We start from the raw sequence: 23,212 nt of genomic DNA, 5'->3' as shown, positions 1-23,212 counted from the left end.
CGCGCATGACGCACGCGGGTGGTCTCGCGACGGTCCGCCTCCGCGCGACGATCCAGGGTCGCGGACGTTGCCGCCGCGCCCGTTCCCGACCCGAGGCCGGCTCTCGCGATGTCCGCTCCGCGTCGTTCCGACCTGCCGGCCCGCGGCATCGGGCCGGTGGCCATGCCTCGCCGCGACGAGACCCACGATGAATCGGCATCGGCTGCGTGGCCGGTCTCGCTGCGCGCTGGATCGAACAGCGGCCGGGTGACGTTCCTCATGGCCTACATCGCCCAGACAGGAGGAACGCTCATGCGAATTCGCTATCTGCTGCCGCTCGTCGGCTTGCTCGCGCTCACGGCCTGCAAGGACGAGAAGAAGGCCGAGACCCCCCCGCCGCCTCCGCCTCCCGCCGGCACGGCGCCGGCGAACCCTGCGCCTCCGGCCACGACGACGAATCCGGCTCCCGCCAACAAGCCGTAGCCGAGGCGCCTCGAAGGTGGCGGGCCCTGTGACGCATTCCAGGCCCACAGGGCCCGCCCGTCGCGACCGGGGCCGACGCCGCCGGCGATGCCGCCGGTCTGGGCGCGCAGCCGAAGCGAAGCTCCGCGACAGGGACGGGGCAGTTCCGTTCCGCACCGCGATCCGGCGCAGCGTCAGCACCGCCTGTTCCGCGCTCGTCTTCCGACCGCGCCGCATGTCCGGCTCCCTCGGTCGAAGCCGATCCTCCCGCTCGCACCGGCCAGGACGGGTCCAAGTCGGTCGGGTCCAAGTCGGTCGGGTCCAGGTCGGTCGGGTCCGAGTCGGTCGGGTTCAGGTCGGCCGGGTCGAGCGGGCCGATCGGGTCAGGGCGGCTCCGGTCAGAGCGAGGCGAGGGCGACACCGCCCAGGGCCGTGAGCGCGACGACGATCCACGGCGCCACCCGACCGACCGTCAGCAGCACGAACGCCAGCACGGCCACGGCGAAATCGCGCGGGTTGCCGACCGCGCTGCTCCAGACGGGATCGTAGAGCGCGGAACCGAGGATTCCGACCACCGCCGCGTTGGTCCCGCGCATCGCAGCCTGGGCCAGCGAACGCGTCCGGAACGCGTCCCAGTAGGGCAGCGTGCCGTAGACCAGGAGCACGCCCGGCAGGAAGATCGCGACCAACGCGATGGCCGCGCCGACCACGCCGTGGGGCGACGGCCCCGCGACCGCGCCGAGGTAGGCCGCGAACGTGAACAGCGGGCCGGGCACGGCCTGGGCGGCGCCGTACCCGGCGAGGAAGGTGCCGGGGCCGACCCAGCCCGGCGCGACCACCTCGGCCTGCAGCAGCGGCAGCACCACGTGGCCGCCGCCGAACACCAGGGAGCCGGAGCGGTAGAAGGCGTCGAACAGCGCCAGGCCCTGGGATGGCAGGCCGGCGACGAGCAGATGGGGCACGACGAGGAGCAGGGCGAAGGCGACCAGCGCCGCGGCGCCGGCCCGCCGGGACACTGGGACCGCGAGGTGCCCCGCCTGCGCCTGCGGTGCCGCCCGGCAGAGGACGAGCCCGGCGAGGGCACCGAGGGCGATGGCGCCGAGCTGCCCGACCGAGCCCGCGACGAACACTGTGAGGAACAGGGCCGCCACCGCGATGCCGGCGCGCGGCCGGTCCGGTGCCAGGGAGCGGGCCATCCCCCAGACCGCCTGCGCGACGACCGCCACGGCGACGAGCTTGAGACCGTGGATCACGCCGTCGGCGACCGGACCCGACAGGGCCGCGGCGCCGTAGGCGAAGGCCAAGAGCAGCAGGGCCGAGGGCAGCGTGAACCCCGCCCAGGCGGCGAGCCCGCCCAGGAGGCCGCCGCCGCGGAGCACGCCGAGCGAGAACCCGACTTGGCTGGAGGCGGGCCCGGGCAGGAACTGACACAGCGCCACCAGGTCGGCATAGCCGCGCTCGTCCAGCCACCGGCGCCGGGTGACCAGCTCGTCGCGGAAGTAGCCCAGGTGCGCGATGGGGCCGCCGAACGCGGTCAATCCGAGCTTGAGGAAGGCGCGGAAGACCTCTCCCACGGAACCGGGCGCGCGTGCGGACGCGGACTCGGGCCGCCCGGGCTCAGCGGACGATGAGGCGTCGGTCATGGGCGGCCTGGGTCCGGGCGTGTCGCGAAGGGGCGGGCGTGGCTGGCGTCCAACGACCGGCCCCGGGCACCTCGGGGTCGAGCCGCGTCCGGATGCCGTCCGGGAAGAACACCGCCGGGCGTATTACCAAGCTTACCACTTGGCCTACCAGCAGGCGCACCAGGATGACCCAACCGGTTTCCGCGGTTCGCGGGCGGCCGTGCCGGGAGCGCGTCCGTCACGTCCTCGCGAACAGGCGGAGCGGGCCAGGGGCGCTCGCGGGACTGATCCGCTCCGCTCGTGGCGGGCGAGGCCGGGCGCGGGACGAACGGCGCAGGATACCATCCCGGCCGGGCGGGATGGCACCGGACGAGTCTCGGCCTTCGATGGGCGCGAAACTGGGCAAACCTCGGGCCTTGACCTTCCAACGGTGGGAAGCCCCATCTCGTTCGGACGCCGTCGGGAGGAGAGCCACATGGTCCGCTTCGAGGTCGGGAAGACGGGGCGCGGCGGCTGCGCCGGGTCCGTGACCCGCGCCGTGCAGGCCGTCGCGCCCGGCGCCCGGATCGAGGTCGACATAGAGGTCGACCTGGCGACGAAGCGCGTCACCGCGGCCTTCTTCCCGGCCGAGCCCGTGCTCGCGGCGGCCCCAGGGGACGCCGCAGCGACCGGAATCGCACGTCGGCATCCACGTCCCGGCCGCGGACATGGTCCCGCCGCCAGAACCGGTGTAATCCCGTACCCATGAGCCCGGACCGGCAGATCCTGCGCCTGATGGCGGCGATGATCCTCGCGATCGTCGCCTACGTCGCGCCGTCCGCCGCCCAGGCCCACGAGGGCCATGCCCACCACGGCCACCGCGCGGCCGCGGCGCAGCCGAGGGCGGTCGCCCCGGTCGCCGCGTCCGTACCGGTGACGCCCGCCGCCCGGTCGGCGGCGCCGGCATGGTCCAAGGTCGCCCGCGCCACCGTCGCGGCGGCGCGCGTCGAGCCGACCGAGGACGGGTGCTGTCGTCCGGGCCGCGAGACCCGCTGCTGCGGGACGATGGCCTGCTGCGCCACCGGCGTCCTCGGGGGGGCCCCTGGCCTGTCGCCGGACCTGTTCGGCGCCGTCACGCTGGTCCCGGGCGACGTCGCCGGCCGCACCGGCCTCGGCCCCGAGGCCCTGCCCGAGCCCCCACGAACCCGCGCGTGAGATGAGGCGCGCCCGAGGCGCGCGACGCCCGAGGTGCGCCCGCCCGTGGCCGCGCCCGGCATCCCCATCGCGAGGATACCGTTTCCATGTCGACCCGTCTTGCCGCCGCCCTCGGCGCGGTGGCGCTGCTCGCCGCCGTCCCGGCGGGGCCCGCCCGCGCCCACGAGGGCCACGACCACGGCGCCGCCCAGCCCCCCGTCTCGAAGACCATCGCCCCGCGCGGCGAGGCCTTCTCCGACGCCTTCGAGCTGGTCGCCATCCCGCGCGACGGCACCCTGACCCTGTTCCTCGACCGCTTCCGGACGAACGAGCCGGTGACCGGCGCGACGATCGAGGTCGAGACCCCCGAGGGCCCGAGGACCGCCAGCGCCACGCCCGGGGGCGGCTACACGCTGCCGGCCCCGTGGCTGTCGAGGCACGGCCGGCACGACCTCGTCGCGACGGTCACCGCCGGCGACGCGGTCGACGTGCTGCCGGTCACGGTGACCGTGCCGGCCGATGCCGGCGCCGCAATTCCCGCCGAGCCGGCCGCGGCACGGGCGGCGCTCGCGCGCGTCTCGGAGGTCGCCCGCGGCGTCCGCCAGCGCCTCGGCGCCGGGGACCCGATCCTGGTCGGCGCGGTCGCCGTCGCCTTCCTGCTCGGCGTCCTCGTCACCGCCCTCGCGCGGGGCCGCCGCGGCGTCCCGACGGCGGCGCTGATCGCCGTCGGCATCACCCTCGTTCTGGGCACCGCCGCCTTCGCGCACGGCGACGACGACCGCGAAGCCCCCCCCGTGCAGGGGGCCGCGCTGACCGGGACGCGCCCGGCCGCGCCGTCCGCGTCGGATCTCGCGCAGCGCCTGCCCGACGGATCCGTCTTCGTGCCGAAGCCCACCCAGCGCCTGCTCGCCCTGCGCACGACGGTGACCGAGCGGGACAGCTTCCACCGCTCGGTCGAGCTGCCCGGCCGCATCATCCCGGACCCGAACGCCAGCGGCGTCGTGCAGTCCTCGGTCGGCGGTCGCCTGTCGCCTCCGCCCTCGGGACTGTTCCCGCGCCTCGGCACGCGGGTGCGCAAGGGCGAGGTCCTGGCCACGGTCACACCGCCGATCCAGGCCGTCGACGTCTCCGACATGCGCCAGACGCAAGGGGATCTCGACCAGCAGATCTCCATCGTCGAGCGCCGGGTCGACCGCTACAGGCGGCTCGCCCTGACCGGCGCCGTGGCCCAGACCCAGCTCGACGACGCCCTGGCCGAGCTCAAGGGCCTGCAGGACCGACGGACGGCCCTCGACAGGATCAGGCGTGAGCCGGAACCGCTCGTCGCGCCGGTCGACGGCGTCGTCGCGCAGGCCGCGGCGGTGGCCGGTCAGATGGCCACCCCCGGGCAGATGGTCTTCCAGGTCGTCGACCCGGGCCGCCTCTGGGTCGAGGCTCTGAGCTTCGACGCCCTCGCGGCGGCGCAGGACGCCACGGCACGGCTCGCCGACGGCCGGACCCTCAAGCTCGCCTACCAGGGTTCGGGCCTCGCCGACCGCAACCAGGCCATTCCGGTGCAGTTCGCCGTCCAGGGCGACGCCTCGGGCCTGCGGGTCGGGCAGTTCGTCACCGTGCTCGCCGGGACCGACACCGAGCAGGCCGGGCTGGCGCTGCCGCGCGCGGCGGTCGTGCGCGCGGGGAACGGGCAGGACGTCGTCTACGAGCACACCACCGCCGAGCGCTTCGAGGCACGGCCGGTCCGCGTCGAGCCCCTCGACGGCGGCCGGGTGCTGGTGGCGGAGGGGGTCGGGCCCGGCACGCGGGTCGTGACGCAGGGCGCCGAACTCCTCGACCAGGTCCGCTGAGGAATCCGCCGATGTTCACCGTCCTCGTCGGACAATCGGTCCGCAACCGCCTGCTCGTCCTCGCGCTCGCCGCGGTGCTCGTGCTCTACGGCGCCTTCACCGCCACCAAGCTGCCCGTCGACGTCTTCCCCGACCTCAACAAGCCCACCGTCACCATCATGACGGAGGCCGAGGGCTACGCGCCCCAGGAGGTCGAGCAGCTCGTCACCTACCCCATCGAGACCCGGATGAACGGTCTGCCGGGCGTCACCCGGGTGCGCTCGGTCTCGGGCGTGGGGCTGTCCATTACCTACGTCGAGTTCGACTGGGGCACGGACATCTACCGGAACCGGCAGCAGGTCGCGGAGCGCCTCGCCCTGGTGCAGGACCAGCTGCCCCGGGGCGTGACCCCGGTCATGGGCCCGATCTCCTCGATCATGGGCCAGATCCTGCTGGTGGCGGTCACGGGCGACACCGCGACCCCCATGCAGGTGCGCGAGGTCGCCGACTTCACGATCCGGCCGCGGCTGCTGACCATCCCGGGCGTCGCGCAGGTCATCCCCATCGGCGGCGAGGTGCGCCAGTTCCGGGTCAGCCCGAACCCGGCCGCCATGCGCGCGCTCGCCGTCACGAACGCGCAGCTCGAGGCGGCGCTCGCCCGGTTCGGCACCAATGCCGGCGGCGGATTCACCGACCAGAACGCGCGCGAGTACCTGATCCGGAACATCGGCCGGACCATGAGCCTCGACGACCTGCGCAGCCTGGTGGTCGCGACGATCAACGACGCGCCCGTCCACCTGAGGCAGGTCGCCGAGGTCTCGTTCGCCGCGAAGGTGAAGCGCGGCGACGCCGGCTACATGGCGCGACCCGCGGTCATCGTCTCGGTCGAGAAGCAGCCGGACGTCGACACGGTGCGGCTCACCCGCAGCATCGAGACCGCCCTGAAGGAGATGGGCCCGACCCTGCCGTCCGGCATCAGGGCCGACCGAGTCCTGTTCCGCCAGGCCGACTTCATCGAGACCTCGATCCGCAACGTCGCGCGCGTCCTCGTCGAGGCCGTGCTGGTGGTGGCGGTGGTGCTGTTCGCCTTCCTGCTGAACGTGCGGACGACGGCCATCTCGCTGCTGGCCATCCCGGTCTCGGTGCTGACGACCGCGGCGGTGTTCCACCTGTTCGGGCTGTCCATCAACACGATGACGCTCGGGGGGCTGGCCATCGCCATCGGCGAGCTCGTCGACGACGCGGTGGTGGACGTGGAGAACATCTACCGACGGCTCGGCGACAACCGGCGGGCGGGCAACCCGAGAGGCGTGCTCCAGGTGGTGGTGGAGGCCTCGAACGAGGTCCGCTCGGGCATCGTCTACGCGACGCTCATCATCATCCTGGTGTTCGTGCCGCTCTTCGCCCTGTCGGGCATCGAGGGTCGCCTCTTCGCCCCGCTGGGCGAGGCCTACATCATCTCCATCCTGGCGAGCCTGCTCACCTCCATCACCCTGACCCCGGTGCTGGCGTCCCTGCTGCTGCCCGGCCTGAAGACGCTGGAGGAGCACGACAGCCGACTCCTGAAGCGGCTCAAACGCGGCAACGCCGCCCTGCTGCGGGTCGCGTTCCGGCACCAGGGCCTGCTCGTCGGCACGGTCGCGGTCGCGGTGGTCGCCGCCGGCGTCGCGGCCTGGACCCTGCCGCGGGCCTTCCTGCCGCCGTTCAACGAGGGCTCGTTCACGGTCAACATGACCTTCAACCCGGGCATCTCGCTCGCCGAGAGCAACCGGGTCGGGCTGATCGCCGAGAAGCTGCTGCTCGACATCCCGGGCGTGAGGACGGTGGGCCGCCGCACCGGCCGGGCCGAACTCGACGAGCACGCCGAGGGCGTCCATGCCTCCGAGATCGAGGTGGCCCTCGACGCGGGTGCCGAGCGCCCGAAGGAGGCGCTGGTCGCCGACATCCGCGGGCGCCTCGCGGCCCTGCCGGTCGCCGTCAACGTCGGCCAGCCGATCTCGCACCGGCTCGACCACATGCTCTCGGGCGTGCGCGCCGAGATCGCGCTCAAGGTGTACGGGGAGGATCTCGACGCCCTGCGGCAGGTCGCGAACGCCCTGCGCGACCGGATGGCGGCGATCCCCGGCCTCGCCGACCTGCAGGTCGAGCGCCAGGTCCGCATCCCGCAGCTCGAGGTCCGCGTCGACTACACGCGGGCGGCCCTCTACGGGGTGCAGCCCGCGGCCGTGGTCGAGCAGATCAGCCGCCTCTCGAACGGGCGCGTGGTCTCGACGGTGGTCGACGGCGTGCGCCGCTTCGACGTGGTGCTGCGCCTGTCCGAGGACCGCCGGACCACCGCGGGCCTGGGCGACCTCCTTCTGGAGACGCCCTCGGGCTGGGTGCCGGCGCGCCAGGTGGCCGACATCCGCGAGACGGACGGGCCGAACCAGATCCTGCGCGAGAACGCCCGGCGCCGCATCGTGGTGCAGGCCAACACGGACGGCGGGCGCGACATGGCCACCGTCGTGGCGGCCATCCGCGAGGCGGTGGCGAAGGAGCCGCTGCCACCGGGCTTCTTCACCAGCCTGGAGGGGACCTTCCAGGCGCAGGAGGAGGCCAGCCGGACCATCGCGGTGCTCTCCGCGGTGTCCTTGGCGCTCGTCTTCGCCATCCTGTTCAGCCGCTACAGGTCGGTGGCGCTCGCCCTGATCATCATGGGCAACGTGCCTCTGGCGCTGATCGGCTCGGTGGTCGCCCTGTGGCTGACCGGGCAGCCGCTGTCGGTGGCGTCGATGATCGGCTTCATCACGCTGACCGGCATCGCGGCGCGCAACGGCATCCTGAAGATCAGCCACTACCTGAACCTGTCGCTGCACGAGGGCGTGCCGTTCGGGCCCGACCTCGTGGTGCGCGGCAGCCTGGAGCGGCTCACCCCGGTGCTGATGACCGCGCTCGCCGCCGGCGTCGCGCTGGTGCCGCTGCTCTACGACCCGGCGAGCCCGGGCAAGGAGATCCTGCACCCGGTGGCGGTGACGATCTTCGGCGGCCTCGTCAGCGCGACGCTGCTCGACACCGTCCTGACCCCCGTCCTGTTCCTGCGCTTCGGCCGCGCGCCGCTGGAGCGGCTGCGCGCCCTCCACGCCGACACGCCGGCCCACCCATCCCCGGACGGCGCGCGCCCGCGCCCGGCCGAGGCCTACTGACCCGCACAACCCAACTGACCCGCACAACCCAGGAGAACCGGAATGATCCTACCGAGACTGGCCCTGATCGCCGCCCTCCTCGCCGCGTCCGCCGTCTGCGCCCACGAGACCGCCGGCCAGCACGGCGGCCGTGTGACGGATGCCGGCAGATTCCACGTCGAGCTCGTCGCCAAGGGCGAGGCCGTCGACGTGTTCCTGTCCGACGAGGGCCAGAAGCCGGTCCCGGCCGTCGGCTTTAAGGGCACCGCCATCCTCGTCGTCGGCGGCAAGCCGACCCGCGTGCCGCTCGAGCCCGCCGACGGCAACCGCATGACCGGAAAGGCCGCGACCGCGCTCGGCGCGAGCCCCAAGGGCGCGGTGCAGCTCACCGGCCCGGACGGCGCGACCGCCAGCGGCAAGTTCAACTGACCCTACCGGGAGAGAACCATCCATGACGCACCTCCGCACCCTTCTCGCCGCCGCCCTGCTGTCGACCGGGCTGGCCGGGGCGGCCCTGGCGCAGGGCATGCACGACCACGGCTCCATGTCCGGCAAGGACATGGGCTCGATGAAGCCGAACCCGAAGGACGACGCCTCGACCAAGGCGTTCAAGGCCGCCGACACGGCGATGATGAAGGACATGGACGTCCCCTATACCGGCGATGCCGACGTCGACTTCCGCAGGCACATGATCCCGCACCACAGGGGCGCGGTCGCCATGGCCAAGGTCGCGCTGACGCACGCCAAGGATCCGGCCACCAAGGCGATGGCGCAGAAGATCATCGACGATCAGGAGAAGGAGATCTCCGACATGGAGGCGTGGCTGAAGCGGCACGGCCAGTAGCCGCCCGCGCCAGGACCGGAGACCGGGGCGGTCCCGGCCCGCCCCGATGGAGGTGCCTCACCCCGCGCCTGACGCGGGCGCCGTTCCCGGTCAGGCGCGGGACGGGATGCCCGGTCCCGCCCTGGCGGCGCGACCGGGACCCGGCCGAGCGTCGACAGCCCGCGATCCCGGCCGCTTGACAGCATGTTCGTTCTGGTCTGTTATTTCTGTCATGACAGAAATAACAGACATGCCGAGTCCCCTGCCGGCCGCGGTCGAGCGCTTCGTGCTGCACTGGGGCGATCTGGGCGGCCAGTGGGGCGTCAACCGCTCGGTCGCGCAGATCCACGCGCTCCTCTACCTCTCCGAGCGCCCTCTCGCCGCCGAGGACATCGCCGGCATGCTCGGCATCGCGCGGTCAAACGTCTCGAATTCCCTGCGCGAGCTGCTCGGCTGGAACCTGATCCGCCGCGTGCCCGTGATGGGCGAGCGCCGCGACCACTTCGCCGCCGAGACCGACCTCTGGGAGATGGTCACGCGCATCGCCGCCGGCCGCAAGGAGCGCGAGATCGATCCCGCCATCGCGGCCCTGCGCGCCTGCGTCGCCGAAGCGGACGCGGACCCGGCGCTCGGGGCGGTCGCCAAGCGGCGCCTGCGCGCGATGCTCGACTTCACCGAGTCGATGGAGCGCTGGTACGGCCAGATGCTCAACGTGCCCCGGGGCACGCTGGCCAAGCTCATCCGGCTGGGCGGCCGGATCGTGAAGTTCCTGCCGGCCAAGGCTGAGTGACGATCCGAGGGTCGTCTTCAGGGAGCCGAACCGATCGAGGGGCCCAGGTGACCGCGATGGGACATGTCCGTCGAGCCGATGCGGGGCCGTCCCGCGCGTTCTCCCCCGCCCGGTCGCTCACCGAGCCGGGCGACCTGCTGGACCTGCGCTTCCGGGCCCTGATCCCGGAACGCGCATGGGCGAGCCTGTCGCCGGCCGTGCGCCGCCGCTTCGGGAAGCGGCTCGCGCAGGGGGCGAGCGCGGTCTATGTCGGCCACGTCGTCGCGATGGACGTCAGCCGCTTCGGCTGGCTCGTCGCGCAGGCGACGCGGCTGGTCGGCGGCCCGCTGCCTCTGGAACGCCAGACCGGCCGCGCCGGCGTCGTCACCGTCACCGAGGACCCGGATGGCGGGGGTCAGGTCTGGACGCGGCTGTACGCCCGCGCCTCCGGCTTCCCGCAGGTGATCCACTCGGCCAAGCGCTTCGCCGGTCCCACCGGCCTGGAGGAGCATGTCGGCGCCGGCGTCGGCATGAGCCTCACGGTGGCGGTCGAGGACGGGGCGCTGACGTTTCGCAGCCACCGCTACTTCATCGCCTGCCTCGGGCGCCGCCTGCACCTGCCGGGCTGGCTCACCCCCGGCGCGCTCACCGTCACCCACGCCGATGCCGGCGGGGCCGCGGCGCCGGGCGCCTTCCGCTTCATCCTCGACATCGCCCACCCCTGGTTCGGGCGGCTGATCCACCAGGAAGCGGTCTTCCAGGACGCCGAGCCGGCGGGGCAGGGAGAGGCGGCGTGAGCACGATCCTGGTCTTCGGCGGGTACGGCGGCTTCGGGGCTCGCCTGTCGCGGCGGCTCGCGGCGGCCGGTCACGACGTGGTCGTCGCCGGCCGCCGCCTGGCGCGCGCCGAGGCGTTCTGCGCGGCCCATCCCCCGTGCCGTCCCCTTCAGGCCGACCGCAACGGTGCCGTCGCGCCCCTGCTGGAACGTGTCCGTCCCGACCTCGTGATCGATGCGGCCGGCCCCTTCCAGGGCAGCGGCTACGACCTGCCCCGGGCCTGTATCGCCGCGGCGATCCCGTACCTCGATCTCGCGGACGGCCGGGCGTTCGTGACCGGCATCGGCCGGCTCGACGCCGCCGCACGCGCGGCCGGCGTCGCGATCCTCTCCGGTGCATCGAGCGTCCCCGCCCTGTCCGGTGCCGTCGCCCGGCGCCTGGCGCAGGGGATGGAGGCGGTCACGGCCGTGGAGATCGCGATCAGCTCCTCGAACCGCGCGACCGCCGGGACGTCGGTCGCCGCGGCCATCCTGAGCTACGTGGGCCGGCCGATCCGGCTCTGGCGCGGACAGCGCTGGTCGGCGGCTGTCGGCTGGCAGGCGTTGCGGCGCGAGCGCTTCGCCCTGTCCGACGGCGCGTCCCTCGGCCGCCGCTGGCTGGCCCTGGCGGACGTCCCGGACCTCGATCTCCTGCCCGATCGGCTTCCGGGCCGGCCGGCGGTCAGCTTCAGGGCCGGGACCGAACTCGCGGTGCAGACGATCGGCCTCTGGTGCGCGAGCTGGCCGGTGCGTTGGGGCTGGATCCCGTCCCTGCAGGGGCTCGCGCGCGGGCTTCTCCTGGCGCAGCGGCTGACCGCGCGCTGGGGCTCGGATCGGTCCGGCATGGTCGTCCGGATGTTCGGCACCGCCGCAGGGCGCCGCGTCGAACGGCGCTGGACCCTCCTGGCGGCCGACGGTCATGGCCCGGAGATCCCGGTGCTGCCGGCGGCGATCCTGGCCGAGCGGATCCTGGCCGGTGCGATCGCGCCCGGGGCGCGCGACGCCGGGACCGCGCTCGACCTGTCCGATTTCGAGCCGAGCTTCGCGCGCCTGTCGATCCGCCACGACGTGCGGGAGTCGGGACAGGCCGATGCGCTCTACGCGCGCGTCCTGGGTCCGCGCTTCGCCGAACTCGCGCCGCGCGTCGCGGCCCTGCACGGCGTGCTGCGCGAGGCGGGGGCGCACGGCCGCGCCGTCGTGCGACGGGGCCGCCACCCTGTCGCGCGCGGCCTCGCGGCGCTCCTCGGATTGCCGGTCGCGGGCGCGCACGATCTCCACGTCGGCTTCAGCGAGACGCGCGGGGTGGAGCGCTGGACGCGCGCGTTCTCCGGTCGCCGGTTCACGAGCGCGTTCTCCGAGGAGCGCGGCTGCGTCGTGGAGCGGTTCGGCCCGCTCCGCTTCAGGTTCGAGCTCGCGCCCGAGGGCGGCGGCCTGCGCATGGTGCTGCGCGGCTGGTCCGTCGCGCGGCTGCCCCTGCCGCTGGCGCTCGCACCCCGCACCGCCGCCCGCGAGTGGGAGGAGGCGGGGTTGTTCCGCTTCGACGTCTCGATCGCCCTGCCACGCGTCGGGCTGGTGGTGCATTACCGCGGCTGGCTCGACACGGACGATCGCGCGCGCCGTCGATCCGGCTTCGTCCCGGGCGCAGAGCCGACCGCGCCGCCGCGGAGCGGACATCCGGCACAGGGCCCATCCCGGCCACCCGGCGGGGATCCCGGGCCGGTAACGGCCCTGCCGATCGCGTCATCGCGCGCCCGCGCCCCGTCCCGCAGCGGGCACGGTCTCGAGCCGCGTCACGGGCGGGTCTGAGCCGAGGCACCGCCATCGGCCGCGCGACCCTTCAGATTCGCGGCCGCCGCGGCATAGCCGCCACCGGCACCGTCGATGAAATGCATGTGCCCGCTGCCGGGGACCGGAGGGCTGATGCAGGTCAACTGCGCAGCCGACTGGCGCTGCAGGCCGAAATGGCAGATCCCCTGCGCCTCCGCGCCGGCGAGCTCCGCCTCGAGTCGATCGGCGAAGGCGCGGGTGCAATCCAGCGTCATCCGCAGCGCGTCATCGTACTTGCGGAAATCTGTGTTGCCCACGATCTCGCGCCGCAGAACGGCGGGATCGAACGCGCCGACCCGCGCGCCCGTGCGGTAGATCAGGTATTCCGGTATCGATCGCGCCGCGAGGCGGAGCTTGGCCCAGAAGCGGCTCCTGCGAGAGCCCGGCATCGCCCGCAGTTCGAGGTCCAGTCCCGCCCACGGTCCGCGCATTTCCGGTCCCGCGTCCTGCATCGGGCGCGCGACCTCGGCGCTGATCTCGAGCCTCTGCAGGAGCTCCTGCACGAGTTGCCGGAAGGCCGGCGCGTCGCCGCTGTGCTGGGGCACGAGCATGAGCGAGAGCATCAGCTCGTGCCGGGGACGGATCTCCTGCCAGCGGCAGGAGAGGCCGGTCAGGTCGGGCTGGGTGCCGGCCTCGGCCGGTGCGATAGCGTGGTCGCCGGCCTTCATGGCCGCCTCTGCCCAGGGCAGCCCACCTCCGCTGAACATGGCATAGGAAACGTGGGCGCTGGGCGCGTAGCGCGCCACGCGCACGTCGAGCGCGCGATCGCGCACGGCCGAGACCGGCACGAGAGCGGTGCGCAGCTCCAGTTGCAGCGCCTCGCGGACCCAGCTGGCCGTCGCCGCCAGCGCGTCTCTCGCGGCGTCCGCGTCGTCCGGGGCGACGGCGAAACTGGCCCCGTCGCCGCCGAAGACGAAGGGGAATTCGCGCCGGCCGAGTGCGTTGGAGACCGCCGTGATGATGGCTGCGCCGGCCGCATTCACCGCCTTGTAGCGGCCAAGCCCGATCTGCTGCCGGGAGCCGACGACATCGGCCACGCCGAGCCACCAATCCGCGGGCAGGGGCCGGTAGAGGCCTGGATCCATGAGGCTGGAGAAGGCGGTGAACCGGGGCAGGCTGTCGTAGAAATCCGGGGCCGCGCGGCGTGTCGCCGGTTCGCGTTCCTGACCTGCACCCATCGATGTCCCCACCGCCATCGCCCTGCTCCTCGGCGCAGCGCCAGGGCGCCGTGACGCGCCCGGATCGCGTCACCGATACCATCCTCGGTGAGACAACCCTCACCATGCTCACGGGCCGCCCTCAAGCGAGGGCGGCACGTGAGGTCCGAATTTGCGGCCGCTACGAGCTGTCGCTCGATCCGCGGCCGATGCGGCTCGGATCACGACAGTCGGGCGGCATCCCCGGGACGGATGGGGCTGGGGTCGCCGTCACGGATCCCGTCGTCGGAGCGAGGGGTTGCGGGATGGAGTCGGTCAGCCGGCCGCCGCCGCGCGTGCAGCGGCGGCCGATCGCGTGACGGAAACGCGATCCGTCGAAGATGGTCGCTCAGCTAGCCGCACACGCGCTCATGGCCGAAGAAGACAGGATTGTAGATCGCGCGGCAGTCGCCGAAGTTCGGGCCGAGGAAGGAGCTGTTCGCGGGATAGCCCCAGCTGAACCCGCCGAGGCGCCGACGGAATCCACGGCGGTAGAAATGGCGATGGTGACCGAACCCGCCGTGCCTGAAGCCTCCGTACCCGAACCCGCGATGGCCGAAGCCTCCGTGATGGCCGAAGCCTCCGTGTCCGAAACCGCCACGGCCAAACCCGCGGGCGTCGGCACTGGCGGCACCACCGGCCAATGTCGCGGCCGCGAGACCCGCCACCATCAACAACTTCGTCGAGATCATTTTCATCGTGCGTCTCCCTGTTGGGGTGAAGGCACTCTGCCGCCGACCGATGGCCGGTCGCTGTGATCCCGGTCACAGAAGCCCGGACGCGGGGCTCGACGGGGATCCCTCGCGGGGGCTCGGGTGCGCGCTTCGACCGAACCTCGACCGGTCGGGACGACCGCGAACTCCGACGCCGCGGCGGGCAGGCGGCCCGCGCCGTTGGCCGCGCCGTTGGCCGCGCGCGTGCGATCGCTCTACGCACGCTGCCCCATCACGAGCGTGACCGGCTGGCCCGCGAAAGTCTCGACCGCGGTGAAGGCGCGTGCGCGGAGTTCAGCCTCCATGGCCGCGCCTTCCCACAGATGTCCGCCGCTGCGGGCCAGCCGCAGGGCAGCGAGCGCGGCGGCCGCGGGATCCGCCGGCGGAGCGTAGAGTCCGACCACAAGATACCCCCGCGGCTCGAGCGCAGCCGTGAGCCGATCGAGCGCTGTTCGGGCCGCGTCCCGGGAGAGGAAGGGTGCCGGAAGCCACGTCAGCGAGTAGCCTGCCGAATCGTCGAACCGCGTCACATCCTGCAGACGGAGTTCGATACGGCCGTGAAAGGGGCTCGCCGCCACGTTCGCGCGCGCCAGCGCCAGGGCCGGCTCCCAGATGTCCAGGCCGACGACCCGCAGCGAGGGCCAGTGTGCCGCGGCCTCCAGCGCGATGCCGCCCACGCCGGTGCCGACATCCAGGAAGCGCCCGGTGAGTGCGGCCGCGAGCGACGGGCGCTCGGTCGACAAGGCCGCGAGGCGCCGCACGACGCTGCGCGACGCCTGGCCTTGAGCCTGCAACATCGCGGGATCGCGAACCTGCCAGACCGGCGGCCGCTCCGGGTGATCCAGCAGATCCCGCGCCTCCTCGAGCGCGTGGGTGACGGATGCCAGGAGCGCGGACACCTGCTCGGGTTCGAGCTCACCGAGGCCGCCCGGGATGACGGCGGCGACCACGTCGCGCAGTCGGCGCGCCACCTCGGGATCGACCGCCCTCGCGCTTTCCCGCGCGCCTTCCTTCGCGTCTTGCCGCAATCGCAGGGCCGCACCGATCGCGGCCAGGCCTCGCGCCGCGTTTCCCATCGCGCGCAGCGTGTGTTCAATCGTGTCGATAGCCATCCGCGACCGCCGAAGTGATGATCGCCACGACGCGTCGCGGCACCCGAACAGGACCGCCCGGCATCCTCGGAAAGAGGCCGGGCAAGGATCCGCGGTGTCTTTCCCGGCCGTGAGCCCGTGGATCACCCACCCGGGCGCTCCTCGACAGCGGCTCAAGGGACCTCAGCGCTTCCGGCCGTCACACGCGGCCTGATCGGGCCGTCCGCGACGCGCGGTGCGTCGCGATTCCGGGGACGGGATCGACGCCCGGCTCGGCCGGTGCGATGTCCGCGCGACGGGGCGTCCTGAGCGACCCCTCCGGTCGGCCGATCGTGCTCGCTGCGGCGACGGGCGTTACAGGCCGTTCGCCCGCTTCAGCATCTCGGCGGCCCGTTCGCCGATCACCGCGCACGGCGCCTGGGTGTTGCCGGTGGTCACGCGGGGCAGGATCGAAGCGTCGGCGACCCGCAGGCCGTCGATGCCGTAGACCCGGAGCGCCCCGTCCACGACCGCCAGCGCGTCGCGGCCCATCCGGGCGGTGCAGCTCTGGTGCCAGTAGGTGACGGCGGCATCGCGGATGTAGTTCGCCATCGCCGCGCCGGACAGCGGACCCGGCATGGCCTCCGCGCGCACGTACGGGCGGAACGCCGGCGCGTTACCGAGGGCACGGCAGAGGTCGACGCAGGCCGCGGCCGCCGTCACGTCGGCCGGGTGGGACAGGAAGTTCGCCTCGATGACCGGCGGCGTCGCCATGTCGGCGCTCCGCAGCCGCAGCCGGCCGCGGCTGGCGGGCTGCGCGAGGCCGGCGAACATCGTCCAGCCGTGGGCCGGAACGCCGCGCGCCGCGGTCTGCTCGCTCGGAACCGGAAACTCGACCTGGCAGAACAGCAGGTCCGGCGCCGAGAGGCCGGGCCGGCTCGTCCAGTACAGGGTCGCCTCGCTGCCGCTGTTCCGCGGCGCGATCGGGTCGGCATATTCCCAGGTGCAGCCGAAGGACACGTGGTCCTGAAGGTTCTGTCCGACGCCGGGCAGGTGCTGCACCGACGGGATGCCGAGCGCCCCGAGCTCGTCCCGGTCGCCGATCCCCGAGAGCATCAGCACCTTGGGTGTGTGGATCGCCCCCATCGACAGGACCGTCTCGGCACGCGCGCCGACCGTCCGGACCGCGCCCGCGTGGACGAACTCGACCCCCGTGGCGCGGCGGCCGTCGAAGGTCACGCGGCGGACGAGCGCGTCCGTGAGGACGGTCAGGTTGGGGCGGTCGAGCCAGGGATGGACGTAGGCGCGGAACAGCGAGACGCGCCGGCCGTCGCGGACCAGCATGTCGGTGATCGCCGCGCCGCCGGGCCCCTCCATCATGCGCCCGTTGGGGTTGTCGAAGGTCGGGATGCCGAGGTCCCGCGCGGCGTCGAGCAGGGCGTGGGCCACGGGGCTGGGATCGGAGGCGGGCTGCACCCAGACCGGACCGCCGCTTCCGCGATGCGCCGGATCGGGGGCGCCGCGCCAGTTCTCGATGCGCCGGTAGATGTCGAGGACGCTCTCGTAGCCCCAGGCCGCGTCGCCGGCCTCGGCGGCGAAGGCGTCCCAGTCGCACCGGTGGCCGCGCGCCCAGACCATCACGTTGACGCTGGAGCCGCCGCCGAGGCCCTTGCCCATCGCCATGGAGAGCGTGCGTCCGTTCAGGTGGGCATTCGGCTCCGCGCGAAAGCCCCAGTCCCGCGCCCCGCCGAGGTTGGTCGGCCAGAGGGCGGGATCGAGCACGGCCTCGGCGTCGTCCGAGCCGCCCGCCTCGAGCAGGAGCACCTGCACCTTGGGGTTCTCCGCCAGCCGCCGCGCGACGACCGACCCGGAGGCGCCGGCGCCGCAGACGACGAAGTCGTAGGCCGGTTTCAGGTCGGCGGTCAGCCGAGCCTGGTTCTCCCCCGCCCGCCGCGCGAAATCGGCCCGGTCGAGGGCGTCTGAAGTGCTCATGATCTGGAAGGTCTCACCTGTAGCAGCGGATCGGAATGATCTCGGTCAATCGAGGATCGGGCAGAAAACTCCGACGCTCACGTCTCCGCGCTCCAGCAATCGCCTCGTCGGGATTGCCGGAACATCAGTGGCGCCGCGATCGGGCTGCCGCGCGAAGCGGCGCGCGCCCCGCGTTCGACGCGCGGATCGATAACGCAATGCTTCTGTTACAGGTGGATTTCGGCGCGTGACCGCGCGCGTTACATGGGACACGGTTTTTCGTCCGCGCTGCCGAGCCGGCGAGCGGGCAGGTCGGATCGGCGGATCGAGCGGCAGGACACGCGAAAGCGGCGAGGCTCGCACCCCGCCGCTCGCGTCAGTCTCGTTGTCCGTTACCGGGTGGCCGCCGGCATCCTGCCGGGTTCACAGGCCCATCAGCACGCCGGCCGAGCCGACGACGGTCATCATGAGGCCGCCCAGGAAGGCGCCGATCATCGCGTAGGAGAAGGCCTTCAGCATCGTGTCCCCCGACCTCAGCAGCGGTTGCCGCCGGCGGTCTGGCCGTACTGCTTGACCGGGAAGTTCTGCTGGTTGGCATTGCCCTCCGCGGCCGAGCTCTGCGGGCAGGTCCAGGGGTCGCGGTCGTAGCGGCCGCCGAACGGGGCGCCGAACGAGCCCGTGGTTTCGACATCGTAGGGCGTGGAGCCAGTCCAGGCAGGACGATCGTAGGCCATGGCGGACGAGATCGGAGCTACGGCGAGCATGAGAGCGGTGACGGTAGCGGCGATACGGGTCTTCATAGGCTAATTCTTGCTCCTTTACGCAGTACAGTCCGAGACTTACGGCCCATTTCATCTTGCGTGACACTGATATGGGGGCGATTGTCTCGGAGCGACGTGCCGCTGCGCACGCGGCGTCCGGGATTAATCGCGCTGGCGGCGCAGCTGTGACCGCGCGTGACCAGGCTGTCTCTGCCGCCGGCGTCGCGGCCGCCCGGCAGACTGCGCTCACGAAGGCCCGCTCATTGAACCAGACGCGCGCTTCAGGTCTTCCCTCCATGCCGAGGCGATCCATCTCCGCCGAGGCATGGAGGAGCTCTATGCGCATTCTCGTTCTCGCCGCGCTCGCAGGTGTCGGCCTCGGCGTCCTGGCCGTCCCCGCCTCGGCCGTTCCCGCGGGCCCCGCGACCGGCCTCTCGTCGCCGTCCGACATGCTCACCGACGTCCGGATGAGGCGCCATCACGTGCGGCGACACTCGATGTCGCGGGTCCAGCGGCGCTATCCGGGTGCGAGCTTCGTCCGGAACAAGACCCCCGGCTCTGCGGGCGGCAGCAGCCGGGGTAACGGCGTTACCGGCAGCTACGCCGCGCCCAGCGGACGGTAGGCCCCCACGCTCGCGCAACGCGGCCGGCCGCGGCGGGCCTTGCGCCCGCCATCGCCGTCACCAAATTCCTGCGCGCGCGCGGGACCGGGGGCGGCAGACGGCGCAGGCGGGATGAACCCCCGCGGCCGGCGATCCCGCCGGCTTCCGGTTCGTGCCGGCGCCCTGCGCCCGCGCGGGCGAATGGTGGCGGATGCGTCGGGCTCTCAGCGCGCCAGTCTCGCGGGGAGCACCGTCGGCGCCGGGCTCGACGCGTTCGACGCCGCGAACGACGCGACGAAACCGGCGAGGGAGCGCACATTGTCCGGCTGCCGCGGGTCCCGAGCAACCGCGGCTGCCTCGCGTTCCAGCCGAAGGTTACAGGCCTTTGTCGGAAGTCCGATATCCGGCGTGCAGGCGTCGTGGCGGGCGCAGGCTGCGTCGAGGGCGTCGATAGGCGGCAGAGGCGCGTTGTTGCCGGGGCCGCAGTAGTTGCCGTGGATGAGGAACTTCGGCCCGCCATTGGCGGCCGGCTGTGCCAGGGACGGCGTGGCCCACGCGGCGGCGAGGCAGACGGGGGCGACGAGGCCTATGACGGTGCGAGTCAACATGGTGGAGACCCTCCAGCACCTGCGCCGCACAAGTCCCATCGGCGATGACGGTGCGAGACACGATTAAGCACCACACATCACGGCGCGACGTGCTCCGGAGCACCACCCCTATTTGGATGATGTCCTACCCGCATCGCGGACATCGCGGTCGCTGCGTCACCGCAGCGTCCGCGACATCGCGCGGCATCACGGAGGTCGGGCCCCGCCGCACTCTCCCCCTCTGCCTCCTCTGCCGATCGCGTGTCGGCACCTCTGTCGTGCAGACACGCCTCGCTCGGCGCGAAGAGGCGGGGCATCGGGCTGCCGACTGTGGTAGACATCACCGCATGCTCGCTGGCGATCCAGCGTCTCACGGCCTTCAGGGAGAGTCTCAGTGGCGCGTCCGGACCTCGGCACGAAGCGTATCTGCCCGACGACGGGGAAGAAGTTCTACGATCTCGGCAAGAATCCCGTGATCTCGCCCTACTCGGGCGAGGTCGTGCCGATCGCTGCCGCGACATCGTATTCCAGGGGGAGCGCTCCCGTCGTCGCGCGCAAAGAGGCGCCGAGCGACGAAGAGGACGAGACGGAGGGCCCCGAACTCGTCTCGCTGGACGAGGTCGAGGCCGAGGAGGCCGAGAAGGACACGGACAGCAACGCTGAGGATGACGACGCGCTCGACATCGAGGACGACGGGGAGCAGGTCGACGACGACAACCTCGTCGTCGATGAGGACGATGACGACACCAGCGATCTCGTCGAGGTCAACGACGACGATGACGACCAGTAGGCCCGCACGCCGCCGCCGGTCGTCCGGCGGACAGGCGCGGGTGGCCGCAATCTCAGTCGCTGTTTGATCGGGTGGTGGGGCGGCTCATGAGCAGGGCCGCCCGCACCGCCATGCGGCGCGACGGCTCGTCGGACTCGGTGTCGACCACGATCGCGGGCGCGGAGGGGTGGGCCGCGACGGCCGCCGCGAGATCGAGCACGTGGTCCGGACCGATGGCGTGATCCTGAGTGGTCGGTTCTGCCAAGTAGGCGTCGACGGCGGCGCCGACATCCTCGATGGCGATACGCTCGGCGGTCACCAGATCCCAGAGCGTGGCCTCAGCTGACATCCGCGGCGTATCGCACCTCGCGCGAGAGCATGCAACAATGTAACAACGGCTGGCTCGCGGCGCCGGCAGGCCAGCGCGTCCGCGGGATCAGGGCCCGTCGCGCAGGGGACCGATGCAGGCCGCAACCGGGTGGCCGGCCGGCGCGAAGTGATCCAGGAGCCGGTCCCCGGACCACAGCTCGGCCAACAATCCCTCGGCCAGCCTGTCGGCCTGATGCCTGGCCTCCGCGTCGTCGCGGGCTCGGATGAGGACCGTGCCGCGGTCGCTGCCGTCCGCGCCGAACCGGTGCAGCCGGTAGGCCGAGCCGACACCTCGGCGTTTCCCGGGGAAATCGATGAGGTCGGCCATCGCGGGCTCACGGCTCCGTAGGAGGGGGCACGCGTCCCCCAGCCGCCGGAACCTGAAGTCTGGCCGATCCGGCGACGGATCGAGTGTAAGAGGGCCGGGACGCGAAGGATAGAGTGCGACGGACGCCCGCTCGCTGCCGAGGCAAGGCCATCAGGGCCGGAACGCGGCCCAATCGATGTTCAGGAAGGGTCAGACCGTCGGGCCGGCGGAGGTCGCGATCCACACCACGTGCCGCGGGCCGCTGCGCCCGTTCGCGTGGGGGCGAACCTCTTCGACGGCGAAACCCGAGCGCTGGAGGCGCGCCTTGAACTTGCGGTCGGGATTGGCCGACCAGACGCCGAGCACGCCGCCCGGCCGCAGCGCCCGCCGCGCCGATTCCAACCCGTGCTTGCCGTAGAGGCGATCGTTCTCCGGGCGCACGAACCCTTCCGGTCCGTTGTCGACATCGAGCAGGATCGCGTCCCAGGCGGCCGGGCCGCACCGGATCAGGTGGTCGACATCGGCTTCGCGCAGGTCGACGCGGGCGTCGTCGAGGCAGCCGGCGAAGACGCCCGCGAGCGGTCCGCGCGCCCAAGCCGCGACCGTCGGTACCAACTCGGCGACCGTGACGCGCGCCTCGGGCTCGAGGTTGCGCAGGGCCGCGCGCAGGGTGAACCCCATTCCGAGGCCGCCGACGAGCACCCGCGCCGCGCCCCGCCCGCGCACCCGGCCGCAAGCGAGGATCGCCAGCGCCTCCTCGGAGGCCCCGCGGGTGCTGTTCATCAGCTCGATCGTGTCGGCGACGATGGAGAACTCGTGGCCCCGCTGCATCAGGTGCAACGGGGTCCCGCCGGGAACGAGGCCGGTGTCGATGTGCATCCAAGATGTCACAGGCGTCCCTCTGTGGGCCGGCGCCATGGATATTCCGGCAAACGGGAAGGATGGGTTATGAGACGCGCTCCTGACCGCGCGTCGCGCCTGCAAGACGCAGGGGCCGCGACGGCGTTCGCCTCGTCCGAGAAGCCGGCATACCCCTCATGGCCAAGCGTACCAAGTCTCTGCCGAAGGTGCAGGGGTTCGTGCTGTTCGACGTCACCTACGCCGACGGCAGCCGCGCCTCGAATCGGCGCGTGCCGGCCGAGATCCTGGGCGGCCTCGACGGCGACGAGCCGGCACGCACTCTCATCACCGAGCAGGAAGAGGAGATCGCCCGCAAGTCGGGGAGGCCGATGCGGGAGATCGAGAGCCTGACGCGGTCTCCTGCCCCGAGTTCGAAGCCCGATCTGTGACGAGCGGCCCCGATACAGGCCACTCGTCGCGCGGTGCTCAGCCAGCCTTCAGGTTGGCGGCGCTCTCCTTGCCGCTGCGGCGGTCCGCCTCGACGTCATAGGAGATCTTCTGACCCTCGTTGAGGGAGCGAAGGCCCGCACGCTCGACGGCCGAGATGTGAACGAACACGTCCTTGCCGCCATCGTCGGGCTGGATGAAACCGTAGCCCTTGGTCTCATTGAACCACTTCACGGTGCCTGTAGCCATGGCTGTATCCTGGTCGTCACCGGCTCGCCAACGTGGCGGGCCGTGACGCCTGAACGAGCCGCCGCGGCCGCCTGTTCCAAGGGCCCCCCGATCAGGAGCCTCGGTTGAGACCCCCGCGCCCTCATCCGCCGACCTCAGGCCGAACGGTCCTGGGCCAGGCTCTGCCGAGCCGGCCAGCGCGGGCACCGGCCCGCTCCGCGGCGCGATCAGGGTCGCTCCGTGCGGGGCCAGACGCCGCCTTCCGTCACGATGATGTCCATGGCGACGTCGTGCGCCTGCGGGTGGATCGTCGCGAGCCGCGCGAGCTCGAAGCCGACGCCGATGACCCGCGGCTTCGTCGACCTGGACGCGATGGTCCGGTCATAGAAGCCGCCGCCGTATCCCAGGCGGTACCCTGCCCGATCGAAGCCGACGAGCGGCGCGATCAGGACGTCCGGGTCGACAATCTCGCCCTCTGCGGGAACGGGTATGTTCCAGACGCCGCGGATCATGCGCTCGCCCGGCGACCAGACCCGGAACTGGAGCGGGCGCGCCTTCTCGACGACGACCGGAAGCGCCAGTCGCGCCCCGCTTCCGCGCAGCTCCGTCAGGAGGGATCTGGCGTCGAACTCGCCCCTGAAGGGCCAGTAGAGACCGATCGATAGGCCCGATGGCGAAGGTAGAGCGGCTCGGAGACCCTGCTCGATCCGCTCGCTCCGGGCGGCGCGGTCCTGGGCGGAGATGCCGACCCGCCGCGCGATGAGCGTGGCGCGGGTCTCCTTTCGCCATTGCCGCACGCTCGGCCAGTCGGATGCGGCGCTCTCAGGACCGCAGGGTTCGGAAGGCCGAGGCTCCGCCGCCGGGCCGACGAAGTCGGGGCCGAGCTCGTGCATGAAGCA

General features: G+C 72.6%; 25 protein-coding genes. 13 read left to right on the top strand and 12 right to left on the bottom strand.

Translation table 11 applies throughout. The features are described from left to right. Positions 1–108: 108 nt before the first annotated feature. Positions 109–462, top strand: a complete 354-nt coding sequence (locus BMY19_RS11360; protein ID WP_100251774.1) for a hypothetical protein — start codon at positions 109–111, stop codon at positions 460–462. 377 nt (positions 463–839) lie between these two features. On the opposite strand, the gene chrA is transcribed toward BMY19_RS11360, so the two are convergent. Next, positions 840–2,015, bottom strand: a complete 1,176-nt coding sequence (chrA, locus tag BMY19_RS11355) for a chromate efflux transporter (protein WP_100251773.1) — start codon at positions 2,013–2,015, stop codon at positions 840–842. 523 nt (positions 2,016–2,538) lie between these two features. On the opposite strand from chrA, the gene BMY19_RS31140 reads away from it, so the two are divergent. The 9 genes from BMY19_RS31140 to BMY19_RS11310 all read left to right on the top strand — a co-directional run bounded on the left by BMY19_RS31140 (position 2,539) and on the right by BMY19_RS11310 (position 12,432). Beyond that, positions 2,539–2,811: a heavy-metal-associated domain-containing protein gene (locus tag BMY19_RS31140; protein WP_056530506.1), complete on the top strand. Its 273-nt coding sequence runs from the start codon at positions 2,539–2,541 to the stop codon at positions 2,809–2,811. Continuing rightward, positions 2,808–3,257: a hypothetical protein gene (locus tag BMY19_RS11345; protein WP_100251772.1), complete on the top strand. Its 450-nt coding sequence runs from the start codon at positions 2,808–2,810 to the stop codon at positions 3,255–3,257. Before BMY19_RS31140 ends, BMY19_RS11345 begins: the two co-directional genes overlap by 4 nt. An 86-nt stretch (positions 3,258–3,343) precedes the next feature. Continuing rightward, on the top strand, positions 3,344–5,080 hold the full coding sequence (locus BMY19_RS11340) for an efflux RND transporter periplasmic adaptor subunit (protein ID WP_100251771.1): 1,737 nt from the start codon (positions 3,344–3,346) through the stop codon (positions 5,078–5,080). Positions 5,081–5,091: 11 nt separating this feature from the next. Then, positions 5,092–8,241 carry an efflux RND transporter permease subunit gene (locus BMY19_RS11335; RefSeq protein ID WP_100251770.1) on the top strand — a complete coding sequence of 1,050 codons (3,150 nt, stop codon included), beginning with the start codon at positions 5,092–5,094 and terminating at the stop codon, positions 8,239–8,241. A 42-nt stretch (positions 8,242–8,283) separates the two neighbouring features. Then, positions 8,284–8,649 (top strand): hypothetical protein, encoded by a 366-nt coding sequence (locus BMY19_RS11330; protein WP_100251769.1) that lies wholly within the window; start codon positions 8,284–8,286, stop codon positions 8,647–8,649. A gap of 22 nt (positions 8,650–8,671) precedes the next feature. Then, positions 8,672–9,064 carry a CopM family metallochaperone gene (locus BMY19_RS11325; protein ID WP_020094868.1) on the top strand — a complete coding sequence of 131 codons (393 nt, stop codon included), beginning with the start codon at positions 8,672–8,674 and terminating at the stop codon, positions 9,062–9,064. A 211-nt stretch (positions 9,065–9,275) separates the two neighbouring features. Beyond that, entirely contained in the window at positions 9,276–9,833 is a 558-nt protein-coding gene (locus BMY19_RS11320) for a GbsR/MarR family transcriptional regulator (protein WP_056530495.1), read from the top strand. A gap of 56 nt (positions 9,834–9,889) precedes the next feature. Beyond that, complete coding sequence (locus BMY19_RS11315) at positions 9,890–10,609, top strand: DUF4166 domain-containing protein (RefSeq protein ID WP_100251768.1); 720 nt, start codon at positions 9,890–9,892, stop codon at positions 10,607–10,609. Then, positions 10,606–12,432 carry a saccharopine dehydrogenase family protein gene (locus BMY19_RS11310; protein WP_100251767.1) on the top strand — a complete coding sequence of 609 codons (1,827 nt, stop codon included), beginning with the start codon at positions 10,606–10,608 and terminating at the stop codon, positions 12,430–12,432. The genes BMY19_RS11315 and BMY19_RS11310 overlap by 4 nt, the downstream gene beginning before the upstream one ends. On the opposite strand, the gene BMY19_RS11305 is transcribed toward BMY19_RS11310, so the two are convergent. From BMY19_RS11305 to BMY19_RS11285, 5 genes are all read right to left on the bottom strand, one after another. Beyond that, positions 12,417–13,649: a DUF3095 domain-containing protein gene (locus BMY19_RS11305; protein ID WP_100251766.1), complete on the bottom strand. Its 1,233-nt coding sequence runs from the start codon at positions 13,647–13,649 to the stop codon at positions 12,417–12,419. The two genes, BMY19_RS11310 and BMY19_RS11305, sit on opposite strands and share 16 nt — an antisense overlap. Positions 13,650–14,002: 353 nt before the next feature. Beyond that, positions 14,003–14,347, bottom strand: a complete 345-nt coding sequence (locus BMY19_RS11300; RefSeq protein WP_100251765.1) for a hypothetical protein — start codon at positions 14,345–14,347, stop codon at positions 14,003–14,005. Between the two features lie 230 nt (positions 14,348–14,577). Then, positions 14,578–15,474, bottom strand: a complete 897-nt coding sequence (locus BMY19_RS11295; protein WP_244534895.1) for a class I SAM-dependent methyltransferase — start codon at positions 15,472–15,474, stop codon at positions 14,578–14,580. 333 nt (positions 15,475–15,807) lie between these two features. Beyond that, a complete protein-coding gene (locus tag BMY19_RS11290; protein WP_100251763.1) occupies positions 15,808–17,424 on the bottom strand; it encodes a GMC family oxidoreductase in 1,617 nt (538 codons plus the stop codon). A 512-nt stretch (positions 17,425–17,936) separates the two neighbouring features. Beyond that, positions 17,937–18,203: a hypothetical protein gene (locus BMY19_RS11285; RefSeq protein ID WP_042672249.1), complete on the bottom strand. Its 267-nt coding sequence runs from the start codon at positions 18,201–18,203 to the stop codon at positions 17,937–17,939. Between the two features lie 299 nt (positions 18,204–18,502). On the opposite strand from BMY19_RS11285, the gene BMY19_RS11280 reads away from it, so the two are divergent. Next, positions 18,503–18,787: a hypothetical protein gene (locus tag BMY19_RS11280; RefSeq protein WP_020094858.1), complete on the top strand. Its 285-nt coding sequence runs from the start codon at positions 18,503–18,505 to the stop codon at positions 18,785–18,787. Positions 18,788–18,990: 203 nt separating this feature from the next. Here BMY19_RS11280 and BMY19_RS11275 read toward each other — a convergent pair whose 3' ends face one another. Beyond that, complete coding sequence (locus BMY19_RS11275; protein ID WP_042672250.1) at positions 18,991–19,374, bottom strand: phospholipase A2 family protein; 384 nt, start codon at positions 19,372–19,374, stop codon at positions 18,991–18,993. 373 nt (positions 19,375–19,747) lie between these two features. Here BMY19_RS11275 and BMY19_RS11270 point away from each other — a divergent pair, with 373 nt between their 5' ends. Next, on the top strand, positions 19,748–20,143 hold the full coding sequence (locus BMY19_RS11270) for a TIGR02300 family protein (protein ID WP_020094856.1): 396 nt from the start codon (positions 19,748–19,750) through the stop codon (positions 20,141–20,143). A 52-nt stretch (positions 20,144–20,195) separates the two neighbouring features. Here BMY19_RS11270 and BMY19_RS11265 read toward each other — a convergent pair whose 3' ends face one another. The 3 genes from BMY19_RS11265 to BMY19_RS11255 form a co-directional block, all read right to left on the bottom strand. Next, positions 20,196–20,471, bottom strand: coding sequence for a hypothetical protein (locus BMY19_RS11265; RefSeq protein ID WP_020094855.1), 276 nt, complete (start codon positions 20,469–20,471; stop codon positions 20,196–20,198). Between the two features lie 87 nt (positions 20,472–20,558). Next, entirely contained in the window at positions 20,559–20,819 is a 261-nt protein-coding gene (locus BMY19_RS11260) for a hypothetical protein (protein WP_100251762.1), read from the bottom strand. A 189-nt stretch (positions 20,820–21,008) separates the two neighbouring features. Beyond that, positions 21,009–21,689: a spermidine synthase gene (locus BMY19_RS11255; protein ID WP_100251761.1), complete on the bottom strand. Its 681-nt coding sequence runs from the start codon at positions 21,687–21,689 to the stop codon at positions 21,009–21,011. 146 nt (positions 21,690–21,835) lie between these two features. Between BMY19_RS11255 and BMY19_RS11250 the strand changes: the two genes are divergently transcribed. Beyond that, positions 21,836–22,087, top strand: coding sequence for a hypothetical protein (locus tag BMY19_RS11250; RefSeq protein ID WP_020094852.1), 252 nt, complete (start codon positions 21,836–21,838; stop codon positions 22,085–22,087). A gap of 37 nt (positions 22,088–22,124) precedes the next feature. On the opposite strand, the gene BMY19_RS11245 is transcribed toward BMY19_RS11250, so the two are convergent. Then, entirely contained in the window at positions 22,125–22,334 is a 210-nt protein-coding gene (locus BMY19_RS11245) for a cold-shock protein (RefSeq protein ID WP_020094851.1), read from the bottom strand. 206 nt (positions 22,335–22,540) lie between these two features. Beyond that, complete coding sequence (locus BMY19_RS11240; RefSeq protein ID WP_244534896.1) at positions 22,541–23,206, bottom strand: 5-formyltetrahydrofolate cyclo-ligase; 666 nt, start codon at positions 23,204–23,206, stop codon at positions 22,541–22,543. Positions 23,207–23,212: the final 6 nt, after the last annotated feature.

The sequence above is a fragment of the Methylobacterium sp. UNC300MFChir4.1 genome (assembly GCF_900110155.1).
In the GTDB taxonomy this organism is placed as follows: Bacteria; Pseudomonadota; Alphaproteobacteria; order Rhizobiales; family Beijerinckiaceae; genus Methylobacterium.
This window is presented reverse-complemented; position numbering and strand designations above follow the sequence as displayed.